The organism is Rhodoblastus acidophilus (assembly GCF_025961575.1).
GTDB classification, from domain to species: Bacteria; Pseudomonadota; Alphaproteobacteria; order Rhizobiales; family Beijerinckiaceae; genus Rhodoblastus; species Rhodoblastus acidophilus_C.
Map to the genome: position 1 here is coordinate 34,065 of NZ_JAOQNX010000001.1, position 22,252 is coordinate 56,316.

General features: G+C 63.8%; 21 protein-coding genes, 1 pseudogene and 1 riboswitch. Of the genes and pseudogenes, 11 read left to right on the top strand and 11 right to left on the bottom strand.

Features of this window, described 5'->3' with window-relative positions; all coding sequences use genetic code 11:
- Positions 1-48 precede the first annotated feature (48 nt).
- From M2320_RS00135 to M2320_RS00150, 4 genes and pseudogenes are all read left to right on the top strand, one after another.
- Positions 49-621 (top strand): GNAT family N-acetyltransferase, encoded by a 573-nt coding sequence (locus tag M2320_RS00135; protein ID WP_264595568.1) that lies wholly within the window; start codon positions 49-51, stop codon positions 619-621.
- A gap of 842 nt (positions 622-1,463) precedes the next feature.
- A complete protein-coding gene (locus M2320_RS00140; RefSeq protein ID WP_264595569.1) occupies positions 1,464-2,159 on the top strand; it encodes a helix-turn-helix transcriptional regulator in 696 nt (231 codons plus the stop codon).
- A 519-nt stretch (positions 2,160-2,678) separates the two neighbouring features.
- A pseudogene (locus M2320_RS00145) lies at positions 2,679-3,274 on the top strand (Shedu immune nuclease family protein).
- Positions 3,275-3,688: 414 nt separating this feature from the next.
- Positions 3,689-4,744, top strand: a complete 1,056-nt coding sequence (locus M2320_RS00150) for a uroporphyrinogen decarboxylase family protein (RefSeq protein ID WP_264595570.1) — start codon at positions 3,689-3,691, stop codon at positions 4,742-4,744.
- Positions 4,745-4,775: 31 nt separating this feature from the next.
- Here M2320_RS00150 and M2320_RS00155 read toward each other — a convergent pair whose 3' ends face one another.
- The 3 genes from M2320_RS00155 to M2320_RS00165 form a co-directional block, all read right to left on the bottom strand.
- The gene (locus tag M2320_RS00155; RefSeq protein ID WP_264595571.1) at positions 4,776-5,924 is read right to left on the bottom strand and encodes a calcium:proton antiporter; all 1,149 of its coding nucleotides are present in this window, start codon (positions 5,922-5,924) and stop codon (positions 4,776-4,778) included.
- A gap of 82 nt (positions 5,925-6,006) precedes the next feature.
- Positions 6,007-7,455: a tryptophanase gene (locus tag M2320_RS00160; protein ID WP_264595572.1), complete on the bottom strand. Its 1,449-nt coding sequence runs from the start codon at positions 7,453-7,455 to the stop codon at positions 6,007-6,009.
- Positions 7,456-7,580: 125 nt separating this feature from the next.
- A complete protein-coding gene (locus tag M2320_RS00165; RefSeq protein ID WP_264595573.1) occupies positions 7,581-8,768 on the bottom strand; it encodes a multidrug effflux MFS transporter in 1,188 nt (395 codons plus the stop codon).
- 208 nt (positions 8,769-8,976) lie between these two features.
- Between M2320_RS00165 and M2320_RS00170 the strand changes: the two genes are divergently transcribed.
- Positions 8,977-10,263 carry a GGDEF domain-containing protein gene (locus tag M2320_RS00170; protein WP_264595574.1) on the top strand — a complete coding sequence of 429 codons (1,287 nt, stop codon included), beginning with the start codon at positions 8,977-8,979 and terminating at the stop codon, positions 10,261-10,263.
- Between the two features lie 237 nt (positions 10,264-10,500).
- Positions 10,501-10,634, top strand: a riboswitch (TPP riboswitch).
- Positions 10,635-10,694: 60 nt separating this feature from the next.
- Positions 10,695-11,714 (top strand): FAD-dependent oxidoreductase, encoded by a 1,020-nt coding sequence (locus M2320_RS00175; protein ID WP_264595575.1) that lies wholly within the window; start codon positions 10,695-10,697, stop codon positions 11,712-11,714.
- A 189-nt stretch (positions 11,715-11,903) separates the two neighbouring features.
- On the opposite strand, the gene M2320_RS00180 is transcribed toward M2320_RS00175, so the two are convergent.
- From M2320_RS00180 to M2320_RS00190, 3 genes are all read right to left on the bottom strand, one after another.
- The gene (locus M2320_RS00180; RefSeq protein WP_264595576.1) at positions 11,904-12,530 is read right to left on the bottom strand and encodes a biliverdin-producing heme oxygenase; all 627 of its coding nucleotides are present in this window, start codon (positions 12,528-12,530) and stop codon (positions 11,904-11,906) included.
- 45 nt (positions 12,531-12,575) lie between these two features.
- Positions 12,576-12,722: a hypothetical protein gene (locus M2320_RS00185; RefSeq protein ID WP_264595577.1), complete on the bottom strand. Its 147-nt coding sequence runs from the start codon at positions 12,720-12,722 to the stop codon at positions 12,576-12,578.
- Positions 12,723-12,822: 100 nt separating this feature from the next.
- Entirely contained in the window at positions 12,823-13,938 is a 1,116-nt protein-coding gene (locus tag M2320_RS00190) for a helix-turn-helix transcriptional regulator (protein WP_264595578.1), read from the bottom strand.
- Between the two features lie 162 nt (positions 13,939-14,100).
- Between M2320_RS00190 and M2320_RS00195 the strand changes: the two genes are divergently transcribed.
- Positions 14,101-14,331 carry a helix-turn-helix domain-containing protein gene (locus M2320_RS00195; protein WP_264595579.1) on the top strand — a complete coding sequence of 77 codons (231 nt, stop codon included), beginning with the start codon at positions 14,101-14,103 and terminating at the stop codon, positions 14,329-14,331.
- Here M2320_RS00195 and thiM read toward each other — a convergent pair.
- Positions 14,310-15,152 (bottom strand): hydroxyethylthiazole kinase, encoded by an 843-nt coding sequence (gene thiM, locus M2320_RS00200; protein ID WP_264595580.1) that lies wholly within the window; start codon positions 15,150-15,152, stop codon positions 14,310-14,312. The two genes, M2320_RS00195 and thiM, sit on opposite strands and share 22 nt — an antisense overlap.
- A gap of 30 nt (positions 15,153-15,182) precedes the next feature.
- Between thiM and M2320_RS00205 the strand changes: the two genes are divergently transcribed.
- The 4 genes from M2320_RS00205 to idi all read left to right on the top strand — a co-directional run bounded on the left by M2320_RS00205 (position 15,183) and on the right by idi (position 18,969).
- Positions 15,183-15,800 carry a thiamine phosphate synthase gene (locus M2320_RS00205; RefSeq protein WP_264595581.1) on the top strand — a complete coding sequence of 206 codons (618 nt, stop codon included), beginning with the start codon at positions 15,183-15,185 and terminating at the stop codon, positions 15,798-15,800.
- Between the two features lie 266 nt (positions 15,801-16,066).
- Positions 16,067-17,779 carry a magnesium-protoporphyrin IX monomethyl ester anaerobic oxidative cyclase gene (bchE, locus tag M2320_RS00210; protein ID WP_264595582.1) on the top strand — a complete coding sequence of 571 codons (1,713 nt, stop codon included), beginning with the start codon at positions 16,067-16,069 and terminating at the stop codon, positions 17,777-17,779.
- A gap of 3 nt (positions 17,780-17,782) precedes the next feature.
- Complete coding sequence (bchJ, locus tag M2320_RS00215) at positions 17,783-18,409, top strand: bacteriochlorophyll 4-vinyl reductase (protein ID WP_264595583.1); 627 nt, start codon at positions 17,783-17,785, stop codon at positions 18,407-18,409.
- A 20-nt stretch (positions 18,410-18,429) separates the two neighbouring features.
- Positions 18,430-18,969, top strand: coding sequence for an isopentenyl-diphosphate Delta-isomerase (gene idi / locus M2320_RS00220; RefSeq protein WP_264595584.1), 540 nt, complete (start codon positions 18,430-18,432; stop codon positions 18,967-18,969).
- Between the two features lie 185 nt (positions 18,970-19,154).
- On the opposite strand, the gene M2320_RS00225 is transcribed toward idi, so the two are convergent.
- The 4 genes from M2320_RS00225 to M2320_RS00240 form a co-directional block, all read right to left on the bottom strand.
- Positions 19,155-20,087: a cobalamin B12-binding domain-containing protein gene (locus tag M2320_RS00225; protein WP_264595585.1), complete on the bottom strand. Its 933-nt coding sequence runs from the start codon at positions 20,085-20,087 to the stop codon at positions 19,155-19,157.
- Between the two features lie 188 nt (positions 20,088-20,275).
- The gene (locus M2320_RS00230; RefSeq protein ID WP_264595586.1) at positions 20,276-20,578 is read right to left on the bottom strand and encodes a hypothetical protein; all 303 of its coding nucleotides are present in this window, start codon (positions 20,576-20,578) and stop codon (positions 20,276-20,278) included.
- Positions 20,579-21,082 carry a TspO/MBR family protein gene (locus M2320_RS00235; protein ID WP_319801398.1) on the bottom strand — a complete coding sequence of 168 codons (504 nt, stop codon included), beginning with the start codon at positions 21,080-21,082 and terminating at the stop codon, positions 20,579-20,581.
- A 3-nt stretch (positions 21,083-21,085) separates the two neighbouring features.
- A complete protein-coding gene (locus M2320_RS00240; protein ID WP_264595587.1) occupies positions 21,086-22,252 on the bottom strand; it encodes a geranylgeranyl diphosphate reductase in 1,167 nt (388 codons plus the stop codon).

The window sequence follows — 22,252 nt, forward strand, 5'->3', positions numbered from 1 at the left end:
GCGCGCGTAAAAAAGAAAAAACATGCGTCCTTTGCCTGCGAGACGAAAATGGACCCTTATTCCGCCTTCACCTTGCGCCCGGCGCAAGCCGCCGACATCCCGACCGTGACCGCTCTGATCAACTCGGCCTATCGCGGCGGCAGCGCCAACGGCTGGACCACCGAAGCGCATCTTTTGGAAGGCCGCCGCATCGACGAACCCGGTCTCGCAAAACTCATGGCCGAGCCGGACACAATTTTTCTGCTCTGCTTCGAGGCCGCCACCCTGATCGGTTCGGTGCAATTGCAAAAGGTCGGCGACGGCGTCGGCTATCTCGGCATGTTCGTCATCCGCCCCGGTCTGCAGGGGCGCGGGCTCGGGCGCTGGTTCATGGAGCAGGCGGAAGCGACGGCGCGCCGTCTCTGGGGCGTGACGCGCATGACCATGACGGTGATCGGCCTGCGCAGCGAACTGATCGCCTATTACGAGCGCTGCGGCTACGCGCTGACCGGCGAACGCCTCCCCTTCCCCTTCGACGGCCTGAGCACAGCGCTCGTCGAAGGCATCGACCTCGCCGTGATGCAAAAAGATTTTTTGACGGCGCCAGCGTCGGCAGTTGAGGAAGCGACAACAATTCAGTAGCCCTCGCCCAGAGGAGCCTGCGAAGCAGTGCTGAGCCCGTCGAAGCATCGAAGGGCGGGCGCGGTCCACGCATCTGCTCCCTCGCCCCGCGAGCGGGGAGAGGGCGGGGGTGAGGGGGACTATGGCGTTATTCCGCAGCCCCCTTACGGGAGAAGGTTGGGAAGCGCGGGATGGACGGGTTCGTCGCCTGCAGAGCGTGGAAGCATAGCGCGACGGCAACCACCTGGATGCCGTCATTGCGAGCGGAGCGAAGCAATCCACGCCTCCGCTTGGCGAGCGCCAAGGCGCTTCAAGCCCAATTTTCGAAAAGTGAAAACGCCGAAATCCGCCAAAACCATCAATATGTCGAAAAAATGTTCATGTTTTGTTTTCACGTGAAACATGCCGGAGAAGACACCCCTCGCCCAACCCTCTGTTACAAATGCCTATTCCCAACCAGCACGCCCATGCCGAGCGCGACAAACCCCATTAACCATCCAGCCCCGCCTCCACAACCCGGAGGATGCAGACGCGAAAATCGCTTGTTTTTCGTCAAAAATCGCGTGTTTTTTGCACAAATTCATCAGTTTTGAGCGGTTTTGCGCGACGCAATTTCAATCAGGAGTAGAATATTTCGAAAAATACGCTCTTAAGGGCAATAAGACAAGACCAAAAAAATACCATCATAAGTGAGTGATTCCGTAATTTGAGGGGAGTTCAACAATGCTGCAGGCCGAGCCGCCGTGATGTAAAATTCATATCTCGGGACAGCGGCTTTTCGGGCAGCTGTCGGGGTACTGTCGTGTCCCAATCCGCAGGTCGACCGGTAGATATGGGGGAAAGCAAACAGCGCGAGGCAGACAATGGAAGCCGCAACTCTCACACTTCCCCCAAAAATTTTGGGTTTCTGGACAAAGTGCATCCGCACAACCATGCACTGGTCACAAGAGGCGCTCGCCGCGAACTCCAACCTCACGACCCGCACAATACAGCGTATTGAGGCGGGAGAACCCGTCTCGATTACGACCCGTCGAAGCCTGGCGCGCGGCCTCGGCTATCAAAACCTAGACGTTTTCGACGATCCCGAATCCGTTGCTGCCATTATGAAATTGCTGGACGGGGCGCGTAGTCAAAAAATCGAAGATTTCCAAAAGGAGTTTCCTGACCACATTCCGGTCGTCGTGAAGCGTGTCGCGAATGGACACTCCCTTTCTGCGCTCGCTGCAACTTCCGAGGCGACCTTGCTCCATTGTGATGATGCGATCTCGCTTCAGGCGAAAGAGAAGGCAGCATGTCTCTTCGATTACTTGCGCGACATGGTTGACGTATGGGACAATATCTCTTTCTCGGACAAGCTCCGCTACACGCAGGAAATGGAAAATATGCTGCGCGAGCTGGAAGCACTCGACGTGGCGGTCTACCAAGGCTCACGTTCAACAAAAATGGTCGGCGTTCACTGGGAAAATAAGACGCCCATTCCGTTGACTATAGGCTACCTTCTCATTGCCCCCAAGGACAAAGAAATATCCCAGTTGATGGTGCCAAGAAGGCTTTCATAATATCGCGTTGTTCTCAGTGAGTTTGACATGGTCGACGAAGTCGAAATTCTGGCCAATCGTAGGCCGGACCATCTTTACACGAACCCTGGCGCCACGGGCGTCTATGCAACAATCGCCGGTGAAAGTGAAGAGGTTATCGGCGAGATTGATGTTACTTCGAGATGCAAGCTAGCTGTTTCCGCCTTTCATGTCGGCGACAGGGGAAATTTCGGCACTTTCAAAATCACCAAACTACAACATCACAGAACTCACGGCTGGCAGCCTGCCGGACATGTTCAGGTCAATCAATTTCAACTAAAACAAATTAAAGAATTCCTATCCATAATAGCCAGCCTCGATCTAAGCGATGCAAAGAAAACGCGGCTCTCTCTAGAAAATTTGCATGTCGGTGCGCTCGGGACGCTCCTAAGCAGCACCAAAGGCGGTGCGCTTATAAGCGAACTGGCGAAAAGCCCGGACCTGCATCAAGACATATACGCGGTCGCCGCCAAGCGCGCAGCGCTAGCCGAATTCAAGGACATGCTGGAAGCCGAAACTGCGTCCGAGCCGAATTGGCAGGACTTCTTCGAGCGGAACCCGTGGATATTTGGCCATGGCTTGAACTACGTTTTTCTCGACAAGGTTTCAAAAAAACTTGAGGCCACAACCACAGGAAATACTTTCGATCGACCCGGCAAACGCGCAGACGGGCTGATGCTTACGCGCGCGGAGGTGAGCCAATATGTGCTGGTGGAAATCAAAAAAGCAGCACCGAACTCTTGCAAAAAACCATTTACAGAGCCGGGTGCTGGAGCGTGTCTGATGAGATTGCTGGTGCCGTCACGCAGGTTCAAAAAACGACCTTTGAATTCGGGCGCGACCACTATCGCGATGAGCTGAAGGACGAACTCGGCACCCGGACAGGCAATTCTGTCTACGCGATTGAACCGCGCAGTTTTCTCGTGGCCGGAAACATGAAACAAATTGCCAACAATGACGACAAGATCACCTGCTTCGAGCTCTTTAGAAGAAACACGCGAGCGCCAGAGATCATAACGTTCGACGAGCTTTACTCCCGCGCGGGCTGCATCGTCGACAACATCAGTCGTGCCGTCGATAAGAAAGAAACTTCATAGTTCTGTTCGCGCGAGACTCCTCGCAAAACCGCGAGCCGTCAATCATTCTCGTGCCCCCATCCCACCCCTTCTTGCCGCTCACGACGAGGATGGCGGGAATGGTGGTAGTAAGCGCGGTCCCAAGAAGAATGGTTATGGCGCGTTGCGCCTGCGTCTCGTCCGCCACCGCGCCCAAAACAAGAACAGCTCCGGCGCCGCCCACGTCAAAACGAGCTCCCCCGCTCCCTCCTGCCCGTCGCGGCGATCTGTCGCGAAGCTGCGCCTGGATTGTTGACGCCATATAATCTATATTATCGATAGACAAAATATAAACGACTCGCGCTCCGCCGGCCTCTCGCGCCGGAGCGCAACGAACAGGCCGCCGACTCGCCAGGACCGGGATGCGGACGGCCGCATCGATTCGGACGAAACACCATGACCCACAAGGAAACGATGACCTCCCGCGAGCGTGTCGCCGCGGCGCTCTCCGGCGCGCCCTATGACCGCATCCCCGTCTTCCTGCTGATGAGCGACCATGCGGCGCGGGTGATCGGCGTCACCGTCGGCGACTATCAGCAATCCGCCGAACTGATGGCCAGGGGCCAGCTCGCCGCGCAAAAACTCTATGGCGTCGACCTCATCAACACCGGCCCCGGCCTCACCGGCATTGCGGAAGCCATCGGCGCCAAACTGGCCTTCCCCGACAACACCGCCTATGTCATCGAACATCCCGCGCCGACGCCCGACCATCTCGATGGCCTGCGCATCGCCGATCCCAGGCGCGACGGCCGCCTGCCGCTGTTTCTCGAAGCCACCCAGATCGTGCTCGACGAGGCCGGCGACCGCGTGCCGATATCGCTGACCACCGCCGGCCCGTTCACCACCGCCGCCTATTTGCGCGGTCCCGACCAATTCTTGCGCGATCTGCGCCGGGCGCCCGAGGCCGCCCATCGCGCCCTGCGGATCGCCACGGACTCCACCATCCCCTTCATCCGCGAAGTCATTGCGCTCGGCGCCCGTATCGGCCTCGCCGAACCCATGGCCTCGGGAACGCTGATCGGCGCCAGGCAATTCCAAGCCTTTGCGCAACCCTATCTCACCGAGATCGTCGACGCGGTGAAAGAGCTGACCGGCGGCGGCCCCTCGCTGCACATCTGCGGCGACAGTTCGCACATCTGGCCCGACATGGCCGACACCGGGGCGAGCGTGTTGAGCGTCGACGACGAAGTCGATCTCGCCGCCGCGCGCGAAAAAGTGGGAGACCGCGTGGGGCTGGTCGGCAACATCCGGCCGACCGCGGTCATGGCCAACGGCGGCCCCGCCGATGTCCGCGCCAACGCCCGCGCCTGCTTCGAAAAAGGCGTCGGCAATCCCAAGGGCTACATTCTCGGCATGGGCTGCGCTTTGCCGATCAACACGCCGCCCGAAAACGTCCACGCGCTGTTCGACGCCGCCTGGGAGCTCAGCGCGGAACGCCAAGTCCTGGCCTGAAGCAAAGCTGTCCTCACCTGAAGCGGCGCGCTCACCCCTGAAAGATCAGCAGCGCGAAGGCCAGGAACAGCAGCAGGTGCACCATCCCCTGCAAGATGTTGGTGTGCCCGCTGGCGAAGGTGACGACGCTCACCCCCAGGGTCAGCAGCAGCATGACGAAATCGGAATGCTCGACGCCCAATTCGATGTGGCGGCCGGTCCAGTGGCTCACCACCAGCATGGCGGGAACGGTCAGCCCGATCGTCGACAGCACCGACCCGAGGAAAATATTGATCGAGCGCTGCATCTGGTTGCGAACGGCGGCGCTGGTGGCGCCGATCGCCTCCGGCGTCGCCACCAGGACCGCGATGGCGACGCCGCCCAAAGCGGCGGGCGCGCCCAGGGTCTCAATCAGATAGTCGACGGGATGCGCGAGCTTTTCGGCGAGATAGACGACAGGCAGCATGAAGGCGCCGAGCATCACCGCATGAAAGGCGATGGAGCGGCTCCCCGCCGGCTCGACCTTGCCCTGGTGCTCGATCTGGCCGGGCCCGGTGAAATAGCCGCGGTGGCGCCCGGTCTGCACCATGAGGAAGGCGACATAGAGCGCGACAGCCATCACCGCCAGGAAGCGCTCCTGCGCGAGCGAAAGCGTCGGGCCCGCCGTGGTCGTGGTGTAATTGGGCATGACCAGCGTCATCACCGCCAGGGGAATGATCACGCCGAGATAGGCGTTCGCCCCCTGCAGGTTATAGTGCTGCTCGCGATGCCTGAGCGCGCCCAGCAGCAGCGACAGGCCCACCATCCCGTTGAGGATGATCATGATCACCGAAACCAGCGTGTCGCGCACCAGCGTCGGATTGTTGTCGCCATGCAGCATGATGGCGGAAATGCTCATCACCTCGATGGCGGTGACCGACAGGGTCAGGATCAGCGTGCCATAGGGCTCGCCCAGCAGCAAAGCGAGATGCTCGGCATGGCGCACCACGCCCAGCGACGAGGCCAGGATCACGCCGAACAGCCACAGGAAGATCAGCCCAAGTTTGAGCGGCTGGTCCAGATCCGCGAGCAGCGCGGGGCCAAAACTCCAGAAGGCGGCGCAGGTCGCCACCGGGACCAGCAAGAAACTCTCGCGCCAAAGCGTCGCGCGCACATGATTGGGGAGAGCCAGGGCGTGGCCCGCCCGATCGCCGAAACGCATTCGATCATTCCCGGGATTCGCAGGCCGGCCAAGACCGTCAAGGCCGACCTGCGGAGCCGCCGCGCGCGGCGGCTCCAAACTCTTACAGGCTGTCGCCCAGATCGGCCCTGAACTTCGCCATCAGCTTGTGCTGCCAGTCGCTGGTGGGCGCGAGCTTGCCGAAGAAGAAGCGCAGCATCTTGGGCTCCTCGACGAACTTCAACCCGCCGATCAGCGCGCGATTCTCGTGGAGCCAGACGATGCGGTCAATGGCGTATTTCAGTTGCGAAAGCGTGAACACGCGCCGCGGAACGGCAAGCCGCAGCAATTCCATATTGGAATAGACCTCGTTGCCGTCATCGTCGCGCTGCTCCGACACCGAGCCGCGCTCCATGCCGCGCACGCCGCTGACCAGGAACAGAGCCGAGGCCAGCGCGCCCGCCGCATATTCGGCCTGCGGCACATGCGAAACGAACCGCTTGGCGTCGAGATGCACGCCCAGGCCGCCCGGCGGCGTGATCACCGGCACGCCCTTGCGGTTCAGCTCGTTCACCGTATAGGCGATGAACTGCGGCCCCTGCGAAATCATGTCCTCGTCCATGGTCTCGTCGAGACCGACGGTGATCGCCTCGATCTCGCGCACCGACATGCCGCCATAGGTGAGGAACCCCTCATACAGCGTGACCAGTTCGCGCATCTTCATGTAGAGGTCGCGGTTGCGGGTGCAGATGCCGCCGCCGCGCGCGCAGCCGAGCTTGCGCGCCGAGAAATAGATGATGTCGCAGAGATCGGCGATGGCGCGGGTGATCTCCCGCACGCTCATCTGCTTGCAGGCTTCTTCGCGCGTCTTGATGAAATAGAGATTGTCCGCGAGCAGGCTGGCGTCGAACACCAGCATCACGCCATATTTGTTGCAGACATTGCTGACCTGGCGCAGGTTTTCCAGCGAATGCGGCTGGCCGCCGATCAGATTGGTGCCGGTCTCGACGCGGACGAAAGCGATGTTTTCGGCGCCGCGTTTTTCAATGATCGCCTCGAGCTTGGCGACATCCATATTGCCCTTGAACGGATTGGCGCTGGTGACCTCCAGACCCTCGTCGATGATGATCTCATCCACCGAACCGCCATTGACGCAGATATGCGCCTTGGTGGTGGTGAAATGATAATTCATCGGCACGACCTGCCCCGGCCGCACGAACACTTTTGCAAGAACGTTTTCCGCCGCGCGACCCTGGTGCACGGGCAGAAAATACTCCGTTCCAAAGATGTCGCGGATCTTGTTTTCCAGCTTTGTAAATGTCGCGGAGCCCGCATAGCTGTCGTCGGATTCCATCATCGCCGCGAGCTGCCGGTCGCTCATGGCGTTGACGCCGGAATCGGTCAGCATGTCGAGATAGATGTCGGCGTTTTTCAGCAGGAACGTGTTGTTGCCGGCTTCGTTGAGCGCCTCCAGACGGCGCTCGATATGCGGCAGGCTCAGCTTCTGGACGATGCGGACCTTGTGCATCTCCAGCGGGACTTCCTCGCCGGAATAGAATTTGATGTGAGCCATGGACGTTCCTGTCTGCTCTCAATGGGACACGAAGTGCGCCACGAGCCTTAGCAAGCAGGTCTCCGAGCCCCATTGTCCCAAGTCATTTTTTTCAGCAGGGCGCCTCAACATGCGACAATTTGCTCTTAGTCTTGAGCAGGATGCACCAGCGTCCAGGCGCAGAGGGCGGTCCCCACGCCCGCCGCCGCCACCATCAGGCTCATCGGCCGGGGCGTCCCGTCGGCGAACGCGCCGACCAGGCCGGACCCCAGAATGCCGGAACCGTAATGCAGCGCCCCGACCAAGGCCGACACCGACCCGGCGCGCTCGGGCCGCTGCGCCAGGGCGCCGGCGAGCGCATTGGCGACGATCAGCCCGCTGGCGCCGTTGAACACCAGCAGCGGCGCGACCAGCCCCGCCAGCCCCCCGGCCCCGGAAAAACCGGCGAAAGCCAGCGCCAGCCCCGCCGCGCCGGCGACGAGCCCGCCGGCCCGCAGCAGCCGCGCGCTGCCGTAAACCGGGGCGAGCCGGACGTTGAGCATATTGGCGATCATGATGGCGAGGATCGCCGCGCCGAACAGCAGCCCGAACCACCCTGGCGGAACGCCGTAGTACGAGATGTAGGCGAAGGGCGCGCCGGCGAGATAGGCGAACACGCCGACATAGAAGCAGGAGACGGCGGCGGCGAAGCCGAGAATGCGCCGGTCGCGCAGCAGCGGCCCGTAGCCGCGAAACGCCGCGCCCAAAGACTCCTTGGCGCGGCGATCCCTCGGAAAGGTTTCCGGCAAAACCGTCAGCGCCGCGAGCGTGACCAGCGCGACGGCGACCAGCGCCCAGAAAATGGCGCGCCACGAGGCGAAAGCCAGGATCTGCGCCCCGACCAGCGGCCCGAGCAGCGGCGCCACCGCCATCACCGTCATCAGCGTCGACATCATCTGCGCCGATTTTTCGCCCTCATAGAGATCGCGGACCATGGCGCGCGACAGCACCACAGCGGCGCAGGCCCCGACCGCCTGAACCACGCGCCAGACGACGATCTGCCCGGCGCTGGTCGCCAAAGCGCAGCCGCCCGAGCCCAGAGCGAAAATCACCAGCCCGGCGGCGACCGGCCCGCGCCGCCCGTAGCGGTCGCTCAGCGGCCCCCAGACGAGCTGCCCCAGGCTGAAGCCGATCAAAAAGCCGGAAATGGTCCATTCCATCTCCCCGGCCCCCGCGCCCAAAACCTGAGCCATGGCGGGCAGCGCCGGCAGATAGAGATCGGTGGAAATGGACGCAAAGCCCATGAGGGCGCTGAGGAGCGCGAGCGCGCCAAGGCTGTTTCGTTTGGACGACACGATCTCCTCCCGGGGACTGGATCGCATTGCGCACGCCGCCTCGGCAAGAGGCGTCCGTCTCCAGGGCAATGCGTTCCTGTCCCCTGCCCGACCGGAAATGCGCGACAACCTTCCCCAAGGTCTTGAGAACGCCATTATTTGACCATAGTCAAACTGGGTTCCATCTAAAGCGTGGTAATGTGGCTTAAATTTTTTGGGGCTTTTGACCATGGAGTCGCGAGAGCTGAGCGCCGCATTGCGCTCCCCCCTGTTCCAGCTTCTGGGACCCGACCTGAGCAGCCTGCTGGCGGCCTCGGGTTCGGTCCGCGACTACCGCCGCGGCGAAATGGTGTTCTGGCAGGGCGAGGCGGCCGACGCCCTTTACGTCGTCCTGTCCGGATGCCTCAAATTGTGCCGCGAGACGGCGAGCCACGAGCATGAGGTCATCGGCCTGCTCTCCGCGCTGCAGGTCTATTTCGAACCGTCGATGTTCGGCGACGGCCATCACCACGTGATCGCCGAAGCGGTGTCGTCGGCGCGGGTCGCGCGGCTCGACGCGCAAACCCTGCGCCACGCCATCCTGCGCCGCCCGGAGCTGGCCTTCACCCTGCTCAACCTGTCGTCGGCCGCCAACAAGGGGCTTGTTGAGCAGATCGAGCAGCTCAAGACCCGCTCGGTGCCGCAGCGGATCGCCGGCTTCCTCCTCCAGCAGGCCGAACTGACGGGCGAAGCGAAAAATTTCGCGCTGCCCTTCAGCAAGACGCTGATCGCCCGGTTCGTCGGCGCCAAGCTCGAGAGTTTTTCGCGCTCGCTGGTCCATCTCGCCGACCAGGGCGTGCAGATCGTCAACGACCGCGTCACCATCAAGGACATCGACCGTCTCGCCCGCTTCGTCCAAGGCGTCGCCGCCGACGCGCCGCACGACCGCCGCCCGATCCTCACCCGCTTCGCCTCCATGGGCCGGCGGCGCAAGTTCGACGACGGCCTGGTGCGCTCCTGGCGCAAGGCGGAAAGCGTGGGCGCCCCGATTTCGCTGCTGCTGATCGATGTCGGACAGGGGCGCGCCGCCACCGAAGCCGACCGCGGCCTGCTGGTCGCCGTGGGCGACACGATCGCCCGCGAGGCCGACCGCGGCGGCAAGTTCATGGTCCATTACGGCGGCGACATTTTCGCGGTGGCCGCGCCAAAGGCCGACCGCGGCGATGCGCTGCGGCTCGCTGAAAAGCTGGCGACCCTGGTCGAACACGAGTCGCGGCGCGCCGAGGGCTCGGTGGTCGCCGCCATCGGCGCCGCCACGATCTTTCCGAAGGCGGACGACCATATCGAAAAGATCGTCTGCTTCGCCGACATCGCGCTCTACCAGGCGAAGGTTCAGGGGCGCGGGCAAATCGGCTATTTCTTCGACGGCGACCCCGGTTGCCAGATCGCGCGCCAAAGCCCCTCGGGCGGCGCGCGCATCCCGGTGATCGAATCCGCGCATTGCGCGACCTGCCGCAAGGACGCGCCCTGCTGCTGAAAACGGCCAAGTCCGCCTCGCAATAAAAGTCCGCCTCGCCATACAAGTCCGCCTCGCAATACAAGTCGACCGGCCCATAAAGGAGCCCTCACCCTGAGGAGCCGCGTCAGCGGCGTCTCGAAGGGCGAGGGCGTCCACGACTGCCGGCGCGCCCCGGGCCATAAAGCGGCGTTTCGTCGCATCACGCGAAACCGACGCGCCACCCCTTGACGCCCGCCCGCCGAAAGCGGAACCATGTGCATGGCCAGGGAGAGCTTTGCCAAAAAGCTGAGAGGCCGCTGGCGCGAAAACACCAAAATTTTCGCGCAGCGCGGCGATCCCCAAAACCTGATCCGGATCATGCCGGCGGAGGGATGGCGTTCGCCGGGTTTTTTTTGCTCACCCCCCGTCCGCCCCTCATCCGTCCCGATCCACATATGGAGGAGGCGCGGATGCGCATCAGAATCATTGGAGCGGGCGTCGCCGGCTTGACGGCGGCCTATGAATTCGCCCGGCGCGGCGCGGAAGTCGAGATCGTCGAGCGCGAGGAAGGCCCGGGACGCGGCTGCTCCTGGTACGCCGGCGGCATGGTCGCGCCCTGGTGCGAGCTGGACTCGGCCGAACCCCTCGTCGCCCGCCTCGGCATGGAGGCGCTGGTCTACTGGACCCACACGGTGCCGGTGGCGGAGACGCGCGGCAGCCTCGTCGTCGCCACCCCGCGCGACCAGGCGGATTTGCGCCAGTTCGCCCGCCGCACCGCCGAGTTCGAAGAAATCGGCGGCAACCGCCTCGCCGAACTCGAACCCGATCTCGCCGGCCGCTTTTCCCGCGCTTTGTTCTTCCCGAAAGAGGCCCATCTCGATCCGCGCGTCGCCCTCGACGCCATCGCGCGCCGGCTCACCGCCATGTCCAACGCCCGATTCCGCTTCGGCATGGACGCCGGCGACGCCGACGGCGAGGCCGACTGGACCGTGGACTGTCGCGGTTTCGCCGCGCGCGACCGTTTAAGAGGCCTGCGCGGCGTCAAGGGCGAGATGATGGTGCTCAACACCAAAGACATCGCCCTCTCCCGGCCGATCCGCCTGCTGCATCCCCGCCACCCCGTCTATGTCGTGCCGCGTCTGGACGCCAATTTCATGATCGGCGCGACGCAGATCGAGAACGAGGAGCGCCGCCGCGTCACGGCGCGCTCGATCGTCGATCTGGTCAACGCCGCCCACGCCATCCATCCGGCGCTGGCGGAAGCGGAGATTGCGGAAATGGGCTCGGACCTGCGCCCGGCCTTCCACGACAATCTGCCGCGCATCATTGTCGAGGGCCGCACGATCTTCATCAACGGCCTGTTCCGCCATGGATTTTTGCTCGCCCCATCCTTGGCGCGGCAAACGGCGGATTTCGTCTTCGGCGGCGCGGTCTCGCAAGAGCTGATGCGCGACGAACTCTCGCGCCTGGGGCTCGCCGAGGCCGTTTAAAGGAGCTGTTCGTCAGGCGCAGCCTCGATCTGCCCCCTCGCCCCGCTTTAGCGGGGAGAGGGCTGGGGTGAGGGGCTGGGGCGTGAGCCCCGATGTCGTCAGGAAAGCATCAGGTCGCCACGGCGACGCGGTCCTCGTCCTCGCCGAGGCCGCGTCAAGGGGCGCGTCCCCAGCAGCTTCGAGATCAACTCAAGAGGCCGCGTCCAACCAAGCCTCCAGCGCCGCAAAAGTCTCGTCGGCGCCGGCGAGCATGGAGTCCCAACACCCTTCAGCCGTCGCCCCATCAATGGCGGCGCAGCAAGCGCGCCATTGCAGGTCCGCCCCGTCGCCGCCGGCCAAAAACCCGCGTCCCAAGACATTGCCGGCGCCCAGCAGCGGATCGAGCGCCTTGGCCAGCAGCCGCGCGCCGAGCGTCGAGCCCGCGCGCACATAAAGGCAGCCGACAAAGCGCCCGTAATCCCCCAGCTCGGGCAAACCGGAGGACCCAACCCTAGGCAAGCGCGCCAACTCCGCCGCCTCCACCCCCAGCTCCAGCAAATCCTGTCGCAACCGCGGCGCGCGCGGCGCCAGCAGCGCCGCGTCGACGCGACCGGCCCAGGGGCTCGCCGCAACAAAAGCTTCGAGCGGCGCATGAAACCCGTAAAGCCGCGCCAGCAGCGCGCGATAGGCGGCCAAACCGATGGACCCATCCGCCAGCGGCGCCAGCAATTTTTGGCCGTGCAGCCGCTCGTGCGCGGCCCGCGTCGCCTCGCGCAGTCGCCCACGCCCATCGAGACGCAAGGCCCGGCTGGTTTCGGCTTCAGACCGCAAGGTCATTGGTCACGTCGCCCGAAGCGATTTTTGAGTGCGGCGCCATCCCCGTCACACCTGCGGGACGGTCGACAGGTCCTGCGACCAGAGATAGACGGCCAGAGCGGCGAGGAACAGCGCCACCCCGATCCAGAACAGCGGCGAATGATGCGGCTTTTGCCAATCAAAGCCGTCCCCCGGCGATTGTCGTTTTTCCAAAACCAGGTCCCTCGCGCGATCCGCGCCGGTTGAAATCGCCCGGCGCGCCAAAAACCTACGCCGCGCCGGCGCGCGGTTCAACAAGGCCCAAACGCCGCACCTATCTGAGCACCAGCTTCGACAGCAGCGTCGACAATTCGCTCTGCCGGGACACCCCGACCTTGGAGAACACGCGCTTGAGCACGGTGCGCGCGGTTTCCTCGGTGACGCCCAACCGGCCCGCCGCATCCTTGGGCGCCATGCCGTGACCGACCAGCGCGGCGATGCGGGCCTCGCCGAGCGTCAGGCCGAGCAGATCGCGCACCACGGCGGGATCGGCGGGCGCATCGGCGTCCGGATCGATCGCCAGCACGATGGCGCGCGCATGGGTGAGAAAAGCCTGGCGCGGATCGGGCGCGTTCGACGCGGGCATGACATAGACGACCAGGGTGCGGCTGTTGTCGCGATGGATCAGGATCGGCTTGGGCGGCGTCGCCCCCTCCGGAACGGTCGCGCGCAAACTGGCGGCGATCGCCGCCTGCAGCGCCTTCTGCTCCGCCCCCGAAGGCGCCAGCAGCCGCGCGTCGACGACGGACAGGCCCGCCAAATCGCGTCCGGCGAGATTGGAGAAGATCACGCGGCTTAGCGAATCCAGCACGAATATGCCGATATTGACCCGGTTGAAGGCCTCGCCGAGGCTGTCCTTGACCAGCTCGGCGTCGAGCAGACGCAGGCTCAGGCGCAACGCGCTTTCGACATGGCGGCCGAGCCGGCCGAGCATGTCGATCTCCGCGGCGCCATAGGCCGGCTTCCCGCTCACCCTCTGAATGCTGACGCCGGCGGCCACTTGCGGGTCGGGCGAGACGCCGACGGCCGCGCACCATTTCAATCCGTAGCGGGCCAGGAAGTCGCGATAAAAAGGGTCCTCGTCCATTTCCTGTTCGGAGATGACGTCGTGATCGCAAACGGTGTCGCTGTGAACCCAGTAGGATTTCTCGATGGCGCGGATGCTGCGGGTGTCGCGCAGGGACCAGCCGTTGGCGATATAATCCTTCTGCGCCTCGGCAAGGCTTGGGGACGCGATCGCGCCGAAACTGCCGTCGTCGCGATGCCAGAGCAGCACGGCGCCGACATCGTCGAAACAATCCGCCATGGCCTGGAGCGCCTCCGGCCAAAGGGCGGGGTTGGGCGCGGCCTGGTAGATCGCCTCGACCGCCGTGACAAATCGCTCGTCCAATCGCCCCTCCGCCGCTCCCCGGCATTACGCCAGCCTTGGCCAAGCTGACGCAACGCATACTTTCGAGGGTTCAAGCCCCCGCATTCCCCAAATGGGGGATGCGGGGCAAGCGGATCTCACGGCAAAAACAAAGCCTGTCGGCGTCAGAAGGACGGTGATCAGATGAGCGAAGAGGTTGGCAGAAGAATTCGCATGCTGCGCATGTTGATGGGCAAAAGCCGCGAAAATCTCGCCGAGGCCCTGGGCGTGAGCCCCGCGCGGATCGAGGCCTTTGAAAGCGGTTTTGCCATCGGCGCGTCCGTGCTGGCGCAACTCTCCGACGAACTCAACGCGCCGCCCGCGTTCTTTCGCGACGACGCCCGACGCGCCGCCTATGTCTCCAGGACCGACTGAGACAGTTTCAGCCGCGTCCGCAACGCCTCGGCGTCCACGGCGGCCAATTGGTCGAGCAGCGCGACCCTGAAACTGCCCGGGCCCGCGCAACCCGCCGCCGCGATTTCGCCGGCGACGCCGTAAACGCCCAAAGCCGCAACCGTCGCGCCAAAAACATCCGGCGAGACCGCCGCGAAAGCGCCGACAATCCCCGAGAGGGCGCAACCGCTCGCCGTCACCTGCGCCATGACCGGCGCGCCATTGGCGATGCGGGCGACGCGCGCGCCATCGGTGACCAGATCGACCGCGCCGGTCGCCGCCACCACGCATTTCTGCCCCCGCGCCAAAGCCAAAGCCGGCGCCAATGCCGCCTCGGTCCCATGCAGGCTGTCGACCCCCTTGCCGGCCGCCGCGGCGTCATGCAGACCGGCGATCCGCGCCACCGCAATGATTTCGGACGCATTGCCGCGAATGACCGCCGGGTTCAGCGCCAAAAGTTCGGCGATGGTCTCATTGCGATATTTTGTCGCGCCGGCGCCCACGGGATCGAGCACCCAGGGTTTTGCCCGCTCCCGCGCCACCCGCGCGGCCTCGCGCATGCCCGCGACAAAATTATCCGAAAGCGTGCCGATATTGACGACCAGAGCGTCGGACAAAGCGGCGAAATCGCCCGCCTCCTCCCGCGCATGGACCATGGCCGGCGAGGCGCCGATCGCCAAAAGCGCATTGGCGGACAGGTCCATGGCGACATAATTGGTGACATTCTGCACCAGCGGGCGCTTGTGTCGCAGGTCGTCGAGCAAACGGCAGGCGGCGTCGGTCAATTCGCGAGATGTGCTCATAAAACGGTCCCAAATTCGACAGGCTGATCCATGCGGCTCGACCCCTTCTACCTGATTCTGGACAGCGCAGGGGCCATTGCGCGCGCCCTCGCCTGGGGCGTGAAACTCGTCCAATTGCGCATCAAGGACGCGCCGGAGCCCGCGCTGCGCGCCGAAATTTTGCGCGCACAAAAACTCTGCGATGTCCATGGCGCGCAACTCGTCGTCAACGACCATTGGCGCCTCGCCAGAGACCTGGGCTGCGCGCATGTCCACCTCGGCCAGGAGGATTTGAAATCGGCCGACATCAAGGCGATCCGCGCCGCCGGCCTGACGCTCGGCCTCTCCACCGAAACCGAGGAGGAGCTGGAAAAAGCCCTGGCGCTGAACCCCGATTGCGTCGCCCTGCAGCCGATCTTCGCCACAAGCTCGAAACATTTTGACCGCGCCCCGCAAGGTCTGCAGAACCTGCGCAAATGGAAAAGCCGCCTGGGCGCGCGGCCCCTGATCGCCATCGGCGGCCTGCGTCTTGAAGACGCAGGCGCGATCTTCGCCGCCGGCGCCGACAGCCTCGCGGTCATCAGCGACGTCAGCCAAAGCCCTGACCCGGAACGCCGCGCCAAAGCCTGGCTCGCGGCGACGCGCGCCTTCGTGAAGGCCCCGGCCTGACTTCTCTCTTGCCTGCGCAGGCTTCCCGAGGTAATCCAACAGCCGGAAGCGGAGCCACGCTCTCGGGATTTTCCAGGCCGATCAGCGACCCCATGTCGCGCGCATTCCAACCCCTGGCAAACCCTGCGCAGCGCGCGCCCTGCGTCGAATTGACGTTTTGACAATCGAGACCGCCTTAAATACCAAGCCTCGATTGACAAATGTAAATTGGGCTTTACAATCCCGGTGTCAACAATCCCGTACAACTCAACAAGATGGGGTGTCCCATGCGCCTCCTGCTGATCCACCCCAATTATCATTCCGGCGGCGCCGAAATCGCCGGCACGTGGCCGCCCGCCTGGGCCGCCTATCTCGCCGGCGCCGTCCGCAACGCCGGACACGAATGCGTGTTCATCGACGCGCAGACCGACGACATCGACGACGAGACTCTCGCGCGCGGCATCCGCGAGGCGAAGCCTGACGTCATCGGCTGCACCTCGATCACGCCGTCGATCTACAAGGCCGAAAACAGCCTCAAGATCGCCAAGGAAGTTTGCCCCGAAGCCCTGACGCTGCTCGGCGGCGTCCACGCGACCTTCATGTTCAAGCAGGTGCTTGCGGAAGCGCCCTGGGTCGACGCGGTCGTGCGCGGCGAAGGCGAAGAGATCCTCGTCGAGGTCATGCGCGCCTTCGGCGCCGGCGACTGGAACGAGCGCCGCAAGTCGGTCAAGGGCATCGCCTATATCGAAAAGGCGGCTGACGGCTCGAACCAGATCGTCGCCACCGAAGCCGCCCCGACGGTCAAGGACCTGGACGGCATCGATCCCGACTGGGATATCCTGGACTGGAACAAGTATCAGTACATCCCGCTGAACTGCCGGGTCGCCATCCCGAACATGGCGCGCGGCTGTCCCTTCACCTGCTCGTTCTGCTCGCAGTGGAAGTTCTGGCGCGACTATCGCGTTCGCGACCCCAAGAAGGTCGTCGACGAGATCGAGACCCTCTACAAGAAGCACGATGTGCGCTTCTTCATCCTCGCGGACGAAGAGCCGACCATCAACCGCAAGAAATTCATTCAGTTCTGCGAAGAGCTGATCGCGCGCGGCCTGCCGGACAAGGTCCAGTGGGGCATCAACACCCGCGTCACCGACATCCTCCGCGACGAGGAGCTGCTGCCGCTCTACCGCAAGGCCGGCCTGCTCCACGTTTCGCTGGGCACCGAAGCCGCCGCGCAGTTGAAGCTTGACCTGTTCAACAAGGAAACCAAGGTCAACGACAACAAGCGCGCCATCGAGCTTCTGCGCAAGAACGGCATGGTCGTCGAAGCGCAGTTCATCGTCGGGCTCGAGAACGAGACCGCCGAAACCCTCGAAGAAACCTACCGGATGACGCAGGATTGGAAGCCCGATCTCGCCAACTGGTCGATGTACACCCCGTGGCCGTTCACGCCGCTCTTCCAGGAGTTGCAGGACAAGGTCGAGGTGTTCGACTTCGAGAAGTACAATTTCGTCACGCCGATCATGAAGCCTTTGGCTCTGGAGCGCGGCGAGTTGCTCGACCTCGTGATGAACAACTACCGCCGCTTCTATGCCAAGAAAGCGTTGTTCTCCTACCCGTGGTCGGGGACCGGCATGCGCCGGCGCTATCTGCTCGGCTGCCTCAAGGCCTTCCTGAAGGCCGGCTTCCAGCGCAAGTTCTACGACTTGGGCAAGGTCGGCTATTGGGGGCCGCAGTCGAAGAAGACGGTGGACTTCCACTTCGACGACACGCGCAAGATGGACGCGGCGACGACCGGCGACTGGAAGGCGGCCGCGGAAAACTCGCGCAAGCATGTCGAAAAGGCGGCTTCGGCTCCGGCTCTGGACGCCAAGGCGTGCGGCGGCGGCGTCCAGCAGCTGTCGGATGAGGATTCCGAGGGCATCGACGAGGCGACGCTCGCCCGTCGCGCCGAGGAACAGGCCAAGGCTGGCGGCGACGCCCGCATCGGCATGCGCGTCTGATTGATGGCGCAGCCAAACGACAATGAGCGTTCGGGCCATATTGGCCCGAACTCTTTGATTCAGCTTGTCACCGCGCTGAAACAGCTTGGCGAAACCGAGGCGATGGAGCGCCTGTTCGCAGATGCGGACCGCGCCGCCTGGATCGAAACGCCCCCCTCTTCGATGATCCCGGCCCACGAAGCCGCCCGCCTTCACCAGGGCTTGCGCGACGTGCTGCCGGTGGCGCGCGCCGAAGCGGTTTTGGCGCTCGCCGGTCGCCTCACAGCCGAATATTTGTTGGCCGTGCGCATCCCGCGTCCTGCGCAGATCATTCTCAAGATCCTGCCGGCGCGTCTCGCCGCCTCCGTGCTGATGAAGGCGATTTCCGCCAACGCCTGGACGTTCGGCGGCGCCGACGGCTTTTCCTACACGGTCGGCTCGGGCGTCGAAGCCGTCATCAAGAACAACCCACTGTGCGAGGGCCTTCACGCGGAAGCCCCGACTTGCGTCTGGCATGCCGCGGTGTTCGAAACCCTGTTCCGCGCCCTGGTGTCGCCGGCGACGCAGGCGCGCGAGACCATCTGTTGCGCCCAAGGTAACGATAGCTGTCACTTTCAATTGATTTGGGACAAGAAATCGTCTAGCCCGTAAGGGGCAACCTGGGATGAGAGATGAACGACGACCGCGAAACCGTGATCCTCGTGGACGCCGAGGACCGCGCGGTCGGGACGCTCGGCAAGATTGAAACGCATCGCCTCGGCCTGAGGCATCGGGCGATTTCCGTTTGCGTCACCAATGCGCGCGGCGAAATGCTGCTGCAACGCCGGGCGCTCGGGAAATATCATTCGGGCGGTCTGTGGACCAACACCTGCTGCACGCATCCGCGCGTCGGCGAGGATGTCGCGGAAGCCGCGGCGCGCCGGCTCAAGGAAGAGCTGGGCGTCGAATGCCGCCTGACCTTCCTGTGCATCACCCATTACCGCGCCGATGTCGGCGACGGTTTTGTCGAGGACGAGGTCGTGCATATGTTCCACGGCCAGTTCGACGGCGAAACGCACCTCAATCCCGATGAGGTCATGGACTGCCGCTGGTTTACGCGGGAGCAGCTGATTGAAGACGTGGCCCGCAATCCCCAGGCCTACACCTATTGGTTCCGGCATTATCTGGACCAGCACGCCGACGCGATCTTTCTCGGCGCCGCCCACCAGTAACCCCCGAAGTTGGCGCCCTTCTCCCCTTGCGGGAGAAGGTGTCGCGCGAAGCGCGACGGATGAGGGGTTCGTCCCCGCGATCCTCTTGATTCAAGATTTCGCGCTTGCGCCGCACACCAGACCACAAACAAAAAACGCGCGCCTCCATCGGAGACGCGCGCAAAAAACTGTCATGTATGATGAGATCAGGCGGCGGCCGCCTGATCAAAGTAAAAACGATTGGCGAGCAGCAGCGCGCCGGGTCCGTCTTCGGCCATGGCGTCGCCACCGATGCGCGCCGCGAGGTCCGGACGGCCGCGCAGGGCCCAGCCGCCGACGATCACGGAGATCGACGGATTGGCGGAGCGACGGCGCACCGCTTCGATGGCGCGCGCGGCGCCGTCGAGATGCGCCTCATCGCTCACAGTCACGCCAAGCACCGAGAACCACTGGGATTCCGCGATGCGGGCATAGGCGCCGGCGGATTGGCCGAGCGAAAGCGTGGTGTCCCAGCCCGACGACACCAGGAAGGCGGACACCACTTCGACGCCGAAGAAGTGACGCTCCTTGGGAGCCGAGATCAGCAGGGCGTTGCGGCCGGGCGCGGCCGGGGCGCCCGTGACCCGCACGCAGGTCTCGAGCAGCGCGCGCAACCGCATGACGCCGAGGGTGACGTCGACGAAATCGCACTCGTCCTCGTACCAGCACTCGCCCAGGCGGCGCGCCGTAGGCGTGAGCAAGGTCTCGAACAGAGCCGCCATGCTCATGCCTTCATCGCGTTTGCGAAGGAAGAACGCCTCGGCGGCGGAACCGTCGGGTTGCACCACGAGACGCGCAAATTCCGTAATGATCTCGGGGTCCGCCTCAAACGGGAACGCCGGAACCAACCATTTCTGATGCAGACTCGCGAGTTTCGGGCCGAGGTGTTCGTTGACGACCTTTTCCAGACGAGCGCTTTGAGAATCAACCAGGTGCGGCCGAACCACCGCCAACTTGCTTGCTTCATTAAGTGACATAATGCCCGCGTGTTGATGGTCGCGAGCGTTCAAGGCAAAGCCTGCAAAACCCATTAACCCCTCCCGGTTAACAGCACCGATGGGCAAGTCAGAGAGCCAGTCGATGAGGGCTAGCTCGGGCATAAGAGCCAAAAACCTCACGCGAGTAAAGCCCAAATGACAAGCGTCAACGCCCTCAGGCCGAATTGTCAGGCGAACAGGTAACACCTGTCTCTGGTCAAGTCTTTGATATAGAACATTGCGCTTGAGGCCCGGCCTGCCTGACGGTCACGCGTGTTTGATCCCCTGGGCGGGACCTGCGACACTCTGCCTCACCCCTTTGGATGATCGCCATCCCGGGCTTTGGCTCCGCGCTCCCAACGCAGAGCAAGATCAACCACATGCGCGACAAGCGCCCCGGTCAGCGCCGCAAGCGTGGCGAGCCCGCCGGCGCCGGTGAGCAGGGCGCGGGCGACAAGCAACAGGCAGGCGCCGGCGGCGAAATTGGCGATCAGCCCGCGCGGCGCCGGTCCTTTGCCTGTTTTTGCGCGATAAACCAGCAGCGCCACGCCTTCGACGACGAGCAATACCAGCGCAAGGTCAATATAGCGGGGATCGAACCAGGCGGTGGTCACTCAGGCCACCCTGCGACCAAAGGGCGCATTCAGCCGCACCACCTGCCAGTTGAGCCATCCGGCGAAACTCACCCAGGCGAGATAGGGCGCGAGCATCCAGGCGGCGCGCGGCGAGAAGCCGGCGCAATAGAGGATCAGGGCGAGCACCGAGACCCAGAAGGGAACGAGTTCGATCAGCGCCCAGTCGGGCCGCCGCAAGGTGAAATAGAGCGGGCTCCACGCCAAATTGAACGCGGCGTTGATCGCGAACAGGACCAGGAGCGTGGAGCGGGCGCCGACGCCCGGCGCATCGTTCCAGGCGAACACGCCCGCGGTTGCGATCAAAGCGAAGATCACGGCCCAGCCCGGCCCGAACGCCCAATCCGGCGGCTTGGCCGCCGGAAAGCGCAGATTTCTGTACCAGGGCCCGGTGTTCGTCGTCAGTCCGCCGACCACTGCGACGAAAAGCACGGCCGCCGAGGCGACCGCGATTTCCGTCAGATGAGCCCAAAAAGTTTGCATCATGGGTCAGGCGAGTCTCAGCAGATGCGCCACGTCCTTGAAGAAAATGCGCATCTGGGCAACGAAGTTCCGCTTGGGATATTCCTTGTTCATGTAGGATTCCCAAGTGAGCCGCTGGACATCGGGGTCCAGGCAGATCTTCACAAAACTCTCGCGGGCGCGGTCGCTGGCGTAGAAGAAGCGCTGCAACAGGCCGAGCACCCAGAACACGCGGCCATGATCCTTGAAGAAGCGCTTGGCCGCCAGACCGAGCGCCTTGACATCGCCGGTCTTCAGGCATTCGTCGCAGGCCTCGGCGGCGAGACGGCCGCCCAGCAGCGCATAATAAATGCCTTCGCCCGACGCGGGCGCCACGGTTCCGGCGGCGTCGCCGGCCAGCACCACGTCACGGCCGTTGTCCCAGCGCTTCAACGGCTTGAGCGGAATGGGCGCGCCTTCGCCACGAATGGTTTTCAGCGGTCCCAGATCCGTTTCGGCGCGCAGGTCGGCGACCGCGCCGCGCAGCGAAAACCCCTTGTGCGCCGAACCGACGCCGACGCTCATGGTCGGGCCGTGCGGGAACACCCAGGCGTAGAAATCCGGCGACAAAGCGCCGCGGTAGTAGATTTCGCAACGGTTCGGGTTCTGCGGCGGTGTCTCGACGATCTCGTGATAGGCGAAGACCATCGGGATTTTCTCGGCGCCGGGAACCTCCTGGCGGCCGACCTTGCTCACCGCGCCATCGGCGCCGATCACCAGCTTGGTGTGCAGCACTTCCTCGGCGACCGAACCCTTGGGGGTGTAATGGACCAGCGTCTCGCCGTTCTCGCGGGTGATGCGCACATAGGTTCCGGTCACCCGGGTCGCCCCGGCGTCAGCGGCGCGCGCGCGCAAAAACTCGTCGAACTCGAGACGGTCGACCATGCCGACATAGCCGCCGTCGATGGGCATGTCGACGCGCTTGTTGGTGGGCGAAATCATGGTCGCCATATTGACCCGGCATTTCAGCAGATGCTGGGGAATGTCGAAGTCGCGAATGGCGCGCGGCGGAATGGCGCCGCCGCAGGGTTTGATACGTCCGGCCTTGTCGAGCAGCGCAACCTTTCGCCCGGCCTTGGCCAGGTCATGCGCAGCCGTCGCGCCAGCCGGTCCGCCCCCGACTACAACCACGTCGTAGCGATCCTGAGCTGACAT

Bases quoted from the DNA above. Each gene is read 5' to 3' on its own strand.
- M2320_RS00135 (WP_264595568.1), top strand. From the start codon at position 49: ATGGACCCTTATTCCGCCTTCACCTTGCGCCCGGCGCAAGCCGCCGAC.
- M2320_RS00140 (WP_264595569.1), top strand. From the start codon at position 1,464: ATGGAAGCCGCAACTCTCACACTTCCCCCAAAAATTTTGGGTTTCTGG.
- M2320_RS00150 (WP_264595570.1), top strand. From the start codon at position 3,689: ATGACCCACAAGGAAACGATGACCTCCCGCGAGCGTGTCGCCGCGGCG.
- M2320_RS00155 (WP_264595571.1), bottom strand. From the start codon at position 5,924: ATGCGTTTCGGCGATCGGGCGGGCCACGCCCTGGCTCTCCCCAATCAT.
- M2320_RS00160 (WP_264595572.1), bottom strand. From the start codon at position 7,455: ATGGCTCACATCAAATTCTATTCCGGCGAGGAAGTCCCGCTGGAGATG.
- M2320_RS00170 (WP_264595574.1), top strand. From the start codon at position 8,977: ATGGAGTCGCGAGAGCTGAGCGCCGCATTGCGCTCCCCCCTGTTCCAG.
- M2320_RS00175 (WP_264595575.1), top strand. From the start codon at position 10,695: ATGCGCATCAGAATCATTGGAGCGGGCGTCGCCGGCTTGACGGCGGCC.
- M2320_RS00180 (WP_264595576.1), bottom strand. From the start codon at position 12,530: ATGACCTTGCGGTCTGAAGCCGAAACCAGCCGGGCCTTGCGTCTCGAT.
- M2320_RS00195 (WP_264595579.1), top strand. From the start codon at position 14,101: ATGAGCGAAGAGGTTGGCAGAAGAATTCGCATGCTGCGCATGTTGATG.
- thiM (WP_264595580.1), bottom strand. From the start codon at position 15,152: ATGAGCACATCTCGCGAATTGACCGACGCCGCCTGCCGTTTGCTCGAC.
- M2320_RS00205 (WP_264595581.1), top strand. From the start codon at position 15,183: ATGCGGCTCGACCCCTTCTACCTGATTCTGGACAGCGCAGGGGCCATT.
- bchE (WP_264595582.1), top strand. From the start codon at position 16,067: ATGCGCCTCCTGCTGATCCACCCCAATTATCATTCCGGCGGCGCCGAA.
- bchJ (WP_264595583.1), top strand. From the start codon at position 17,783: ATGGCGCAGCCAAACGACAATGAGCGTTCGGGCCATATTGGCCCGAAC.
- idi (WP_264595584.1), top strand. From the start codon at position 18,430: ATGAACGACGACCGCGAAACCGTGATCCTCGTGGACGCCGAGGACCGC.
- M2320_RS00225 (WP_264595585.1), bottom strand. From the start codon at position 20,087: ATGCCCGAGCTAGCCCTCATCGACTGGCTCTCTGACTTGCCCATCGGT.
- M2320_RS00235 (WP_319801398.1), bottom strand. From the start codon at position 21,082: ATGATGCAAACTTTTTGGGCTCATCTGACGGAAATCGCGGTCGCCTCG.
- M2320_RS00240 (WP_264595587.1), bottom strand. From the start codon at position 22,252: ATGTCAGCTCAGGATCGCTACGACGTGGTTGTAGTCGGGGGCGGACCG.